A 4922-nucleotide genomic window follows, 5' to 3' on the forward strand; every position below is an offset into this window, starting at 1 on the left:
GTCTCCCCCGGCGAGACCATCGCTCTGATGGGCCGCAACGGCGCCGGAAAGTCCACCCTTCTCTCCGCCCTGGTCGGCCTCGTCGAACCGGCGGCCGGCACGGTCCGCGTCGGCGACGCGACCCCGCACCACACCGCGGCCCCCGATCTCGTACGCCGCGTCGGCCTCGTACCGCAGGAACCACGGGACCTCCTCTACGCCGACACCGTCGCCGCCGAGTGCACGGCAGCCGACGCCGACGCGGGCGCCACGCCCGGCACCTGCCGGGCCCTGGTCTCCGACCTCCTCCCCGGTATCACGGACGACACCCACCCCCGCGACCTCTCCGAGGGCCAGCGCCTGACCCTCGCCCTGGCCGTCGTACTGACCGCCCGCCCTCCGCTGCTCCTCCTGGACGAGCCGACCCGTGGCCTGGACTACGCGGCGAAGGCCCGCCTGGTCGCCGTGCTGCGCGCGCTGGCCGCCGACGGGCACGCCATCGTGCTGGCCACGCACGACGTCGAACTGGCCGCCGAGCTCGCCCACCGGGTGGTCCTGCTGGCCGAGGGCGAGGTGATCGCCGACGGCCCGACGGCCGACGTCGTCGTCTCCTCCCCCTCCTTCGCACCACAGGTCACCAAGATCCTGGCCCCGCAGAAATGGCTCACGGTCACCCGGGTCCGCGAGGCACTGACATGACAGCCCCGTACTCCCCCCACATCCGCCAGGCCCGAGCCGTCCGCCTCGGTCCCCGCTCCCTCGCCGCCCTCGCCCTGGTCAGCGCGGTGGGCGGGGCCGCCTTCTTCTGGCCCTTCCTCGCCCCGCCGACCTCGCAGATCGCGGCGCACGCACAGGACGCTCCCTGGCTCTTCGCGGCCCTGTTGGTGCTGCTGGTCGCGGTGGTGGCGGCGACGATCTCCGAGTCGGGGCTCGGCCCGAAGGCCGTGGCCATGCTCGGTGTGCTGGCCGCGACAGGTGCGGCGCTGCGGCCGATCGGTGCGGGGACGGCGGGTATCGAGCCGATGTTCTTCCTGATGGTGCTGAGCGGCCGGGTCCTGGGCCCGGGCTTCGGTTTTGTGCTGGGCTCGGTGACGATGTTCGCGTCCGCGCTGCTCACGGGTGGGGTGGGCCCGTGGATGCCGTTCCAGATGCTGGCGATGGGCTGGTTCACGATGGGCGCGGGCCTGCTGCCGGGCCCGGACCGCCTGCGCGGCCGAGCGGAACTGCTCCTGCTGGCCGCCTACGGCTTTCTCGCCGCCTTCGCCTACGGCACGATCATGAACCTCGCGGGCTGGCCCTTCATGAGCGCCCTCGCCTCGAACGTGGCCTTCGACCCGGACGCGACGGTCCCCGCCAACCTGGCCCGCTTCCTGGCCTACTGCCTGGCCACCTCGCTCGGCTGGGATCTGGGCCGAGCAGTCGTCACCGTCGTCCTGACCCTGTTCCTCGGTCCGGCGGTCCTCAAGGCACTGCGCCGCGCCACGCGCCGGGCCGCGTTCGAGACGCCGGTCACATTCGACGCACCCGCTGAGTGAGCGGCCACGAACCCACCGTCACCCGGCGGGTGAGGCACCCCACATGACGCACATCACCTACTACCTACCCTAGTCGGACAAATCGGATGCCATGTCCACGCCATAACCCTCTCTGACCTGCACATTGAGAGCCACGTCACACAAAGAACCTTCACCTCAGATGCGACCACAACTAGTAAAAGGGGTCATTGCGGACCCTTTCCCGGCCTGCTTCTCTGGATGACGTCGCACGGCGCCGACGAGCCCACAGGGCCGCGGCGCCAATGCATGCCCCCGCCGCGCACCGCGTGGTTCCGGCATGCCGCGGCCACCCCGTCCCCGACGAAAAAGGTTCAACGTGTCCGTCTCCTTCCTCCGCCGCATCGCCGCCCCCAAGAAGGCCCTCACCGGCGTCGCCGTCGCCGCCGCCACCGCTGGAATGGCTCTGTCCGCCACCCCGGCCCAGGCTGCGACCACTGCTTCTCCCACCCAGGCCAAGGCGATCGCGAAGCAGATGGTCCCTGCCGAACACTTCAACGCGTTCAGCAAGATCGTCGAGCACGAGAGCGGCTGGGACGTCGACGCCACGAACCCGTCCTCCGGCGCCTACGGCCTGGTCCAGGCCCTGCCGGGCTCGAAGATGGCCGCCGCCGGCGCGGACTGGAAGACCAACGCCAAGACCCAGATCAAGTGGGGTCTGGACTACATGAACTCCCGCTACGGCAGCCCGACCGGCGCCTGGAGCTTCTGGCAGGCCAACGGCTGGTACTGATCCGGCCCAGCAGCACCCAAGAACGAGGCGGCGGCCCCCGATCCCCGGGGCCGCCGCCTTCGGCATTCCTCCATGCCGTCAATCCGCTGGATACCCGCTCATGCCCCGCCGCTCCGGGAAGTCGAAGTTGGCATCCACATACTCCTCCAGGTCATGGACAAGGAGGAGCTCGTATTTCGAAAGCCCGCCGAGTCGGCGAAAGACGTATCGAGCAAGCTCTTCAGAGTTCTTCCAATCCGGGCATTCCGCCCGGAAGTGAGTGTCGATCACGAGGGGATGATTCTCGAAGACCGGCCACACCCACTCACCGCCAGGCGGAAGCAGGGTGACGTTCGCAGCCGCATGGGCGATTCCGACGTGGTAGATCTCGCCGTTCCGCGTCACCCCGGGCGCGCGGAGGACCGCAGCGACATCCTGAGCGAGCCCCCTTTCCCATGCCGCATCCGCCTCGACGTCCAGCGGCGAGGCATAAATTTCGAAATCTCCCATGCACCGCTCCACCGTCACTGCACTTCGGATGGTCGCTGTGGTGCGGGGTCGTGATCGCGATCGTGGCCCGGAGGACGTGGATGAAAGCCCTGGGCATGCTCCACCCGTTCTTCACGCTCTCGGCGATCGTCGCGACCGGCAACCACTGGGTCCTCGACGCGGTCGGCGGAGCGATGGTGGTCGGCGCCGGGTTCGGCCCGGCATACGTGTTCCAGGGGCCGCGGGCGCGTACGACGATCAGGGCGGCCGAGGCCGGCAGCTCGCCGGAGCCGGTGAAGGACCGGACTCCGGGCCGACCTTCTCAACCGGAAGGGCACGCCGTGCGGAACGGGACGTCGGGCGCGTACACCTGCCACTCCCAGTCCAGCAGGCCGCCACTCGCGACACGGCAGGCCATGCCGATCGTGTCCGCGGCGATCTCCGGGTAGTCGCCCAGGTCCCACAGGTACGCGATGCCGTCGCTGGAGGTGACCAGGGTCTGTCCGTCCGGGCCGAAGAGCACGTCGTCCACCCTGTCCGGGTGCTCGCCGAGACGGCCCGCCAAGTGCGGTTTCCTGAGGTCGGCGACGCTCCACAACCAGGTGATTCCGTCCTCGCCGGCGGCTGCGACCAGGTTTCCGTCGGGGTGGAAGGCCACGCGATTGAACCTGACCTGCTTCTCGTCCTCACGGCTCACGCTGCTCATGTGTCGAGGGTGGCGAGGGTCGCTGACGTCGAAGAGGGCCAGGGCTGCCTTTTCGTCGCTGTACATGATCGGGTCCGCGATCGCCACGAGGGTGCCGTTCGGGCTGAACGCCGTATTGCCGTTGAGGCCGATCCGCGGATGCTCCGGGGAGGGCAGCATGACGAAGCCCTTGTCACCGGCTGACAGGTCCCACAGGCTGACGCCTCGGGAGACGTCGCCCGGCGATGTCAGCAGACGGCTGCCGTCGGGGCTGAACGAGACGTCGGCGTAGGGGTGGGGCTCGGGGAAGTGAGCGGTCCTGGTCGGTCGGGCGGGGTCCGCGATGTTCCAGAGGCCGAGATCCTCGCCGTGGACCGCGAGGAGCGGCGCGTCGGGCGAGAAGGCCAGGGCTGTCCCGTTCCACTCTTCCGTGGTGAACCTGCCGGCGATGCGCGGACGGGTCCGGTCGGACACATCCCACAGCACAACCGTCCCGTTGATGTGGGCGCTCGCCAGCAACGTGCCATCGGCATTGAGGGCTATGTCGTTGATGACGCTGTAGGTGTCTCGGAGCGTGGCCTTCGCCTTGGGGCGGGTGCGTTCGCTCACGTCCCAAAGGCTGGTCTCGGTCGCTCCGCTGACGGCCAGCGTCTTGCCGTCAGGCGTCAGCGCCATCCGCGTCGAGCCTCCGCCGCTGTCCACCTTTCCTGCGACATGGGCCTTTTGAGCGCTCCCCAAGCTCCAGTGGATGACCTCGGACTTGTCCCCGTAGGTACTGACCGAGACCAGGGTGCGGCCGTCAGCCCCGAACCTCAAGGCGTTGATGTCCACGCCCCGGTCGAGCTTCACACTCACACTCCTGTGCCCTATCAGGCTGTCCCGCCGTTCAGGGGCACGTGGGTCGGTCAGGTCCCACACGGCGACGACACCATCCTCGCCGGCGGTGGCCAGTCGTCGGCTGTCCCGCGAGAAGGTGAACCCCTGCACTTCGGCGGAGTGGACGGGCCATTCGGCCAGCTCCTCCAGGTCCGTCGGCTCGGTGACGTCGATCAGCCTGGCGGATCGGTCATCGATCGTGACCAGGGACTTGCCGTCCGGGCTGAACGCCACGTCACCCCGGGACCCGATCACTTTGTCGCCGCGTCGGGGCCGGCGCGGGTCCGAGACATCCCAGGTGCGCACGCCGCTCGTCACGTAGGCGTTCCCCACGTCGAGGGGGCCGCGGGTTTGGACGATAGCCGCCGAGGTGGCGAGTGTACGGCCGTCCGGGGCGAACGCCACCCGATCCGCCTCGTACACGCCCTTGGTGACCGAGAGGCGTTGCGGCCGCCGCGGTTCGGAGACGTCCCACAGGACGAGTGCGGCGCCCTCCTCCGCCGCCACGTCCTCGTCCTCGCTCCACCAGCCGGTCGCGGCGAGCCTCGTGCCGTCGGCGTTCAGGGCCAGAGCATCCGGTGAGCCCGGCAGCCCGTCGACGTGCAGCGTGTTCAGGCGTCGTGGCTCG

Annotated in this window: 5 protein-coding genes and 1 pseudogene; 4 read left to right on the plus strand and 2 right to left on the minus strand. The window is 69.5% G+C overall.

Going from position 1 to position 4922, the window contains the following annotated elements; translation table 11 throughout:
* The 3 genes from ACTWQJ_RS46370 to ACTWQJ_RS46380 form a co-directional block, all read left to right on the plus strand.
* Positions 1–678 (plus strand): ATP-binding cassette domain-containing protein (locus ACTWQJ_RS46370; protein ID WP_443312399.1); only part of this gene is annotated, 678 nt, incomplete at its 5' end.
* Positions 675–1514 (plus strand): ECF transporter S component, encoded by an 840-nt coding sequence (locus ACTWQJ_RS46375; RefSeq protein ID WP_443312400.1) that lies wholly within the window; start codon positions 675–677, stop codon positions 1512–1514. The genes ACTWQJ_RS46370 and ACTWQJ_RS46375, both read left to right, overlap by 4 nt.
* A gap of 337 nt (positions 1515–1851) precedes the next feature.
* Positions 1852–2265 carry a transglycosylase SLT domain-containing protein gene (locus tag ACTWQJ_RS46380; RefSeq protein ID WP_385263056.1) on the plus strand — a complete coding sequence of 138 codons (414 nt, stop codon included), beginning with the start codon at positions 1852–1854 and terminating at the stop codon, positions 2263–2265.
* Between the two features lie 78 nt (positions 2266–2343).
* On the opposite strand, the gene ACTWQJ_RS46385 is transcribed toward ACTWQJ_RS46380, so the two are convergent.
* Positions 2344–2754: a hypothetical protein gene (locus ACTWQJ_RS46385; protein ID WP_443312401.1), complete on the minus strand. Its 411-nt coding sequence runs from the start codon at positions 2752–2754 to the stop codon at positions 2344–2346.
* Positions 2755–2759: 5 nt separating this feature from the next.
* On the opposite strand from ACTWQJ_RS46385, the pseudogene ACTWQJ_RS46390 reads away from it, so the two are divergent.
* A pseudogene (locus tag ACTWQJ_RS46390) lies at positions 2760–3044 on the plus strand (phosphatase PAP2 family protein); the annotation flags it as partial.
* Positions 3045–3055: 11 nt separating this feature from the next.
* Here the strand turns inward: ACTWQJ_RS46390 and ACTWQJ_RS46395 are convergent.
* Positions 3056–4922 (minus strand): WD40 repeat domain-containing protein (locus ACTWQJ_RS46395; RefSeq protein ID WP_443312402.1); only part of this gene is annotated, 1867 nt, incomplete at its 5' end.

The organism is Streptomyces sp. KR55 (assembly GCF_052245645.1).
Taxonomy (GTDB): domain Bacteria; phylum Actinomycetota; class Actinomycetes; order Streptomycetales; family Streptomycetaceae; genus Streptomyces; species Streptomyces flavusporus.

Bases quoted from the DNA above. Each gene is read 5' to 3' on its own strand.
- ACTWQJ_RS46385 (WP_443312401.1), bottom strand. From the start codon at position 2,754: ATGGGAGATTTCGAAATTTATGCCTCGCCGCTGGACGTCGAGGCGGAT.
- ACTWQJ_RS46375 (WP_443312400.1), top strand. From the start codon at position 675: ATGACAGCCCCGTACTCCCCCCACATCCGCCAGGCCCGAGCCGTCCGC.